Source organism: Bradyrhizobium sp. SRS-191 (assembly GCF_024586915.1).
GTDB lineage: Bacteria > Pseudomonadota > Alphaproteobacteria > Rhizobiales > Xanthobacteraceae > Bradyrhizobium.
This window is the reverse complement of the sequence record NZ_JANBVS010000094.1, coordinates 1-403: the sequence shown is the minus strand read 5'-3', so window position 1 is coordinate 403 and position 403 is coordinate 1. Positions and strand designations below refer to the sequence as shown.

Genomic DNA, 403 nt, shown 5'->3' with positions numbered 1-403 from the left:
TGGAGAGAGGACGCGGTCCTGTCATGCAAGGCGCATGCGGGACATTGGCAATCGGTTGATGGAGAGCAGAATGTCATCACTTCGACAAATCGCATTCTACGGCAAAGGCGGCATCGGCAAATCGACGACGTCGCAGAACACCCTCGCAGCGCTCGCCGAGATGGGTCATCGGATCCTGATCGTCGGCTGCGACCCCAAGGCGGATTCGACCCGTCTGATCCTGCACGCCAAGGCGCAGGACACCATTCTGAGCCTGGCCGCTGCCGCCGGCAGCGTCGAGGATCTCGAGATCGAAGAGGTCATGAAGGTCGGCTATCGCGACATCCGTTGCGTCGAGTCCGGCGGTCCGGAGCCGGGCGTCGGCTGCGCCGGCCGCGGCGTCATCACCTCGATCAACTTCCTG

1 protein-coding gene is annotated in these 403 nt (G+C 63.0%); it reads left to right on the top strand.

Translation table 11 applies throughout. The features are described 5' to 3' along the window. Positions 1 to 70 precede the first annotated feature (70 nt). On the top strand, positions 71 to 403 hold a 333-nt coding region (locus NLR35_RS34225; protein ID WP_257170939.1), incomplete at its 3' end, for an AAA family ATPase.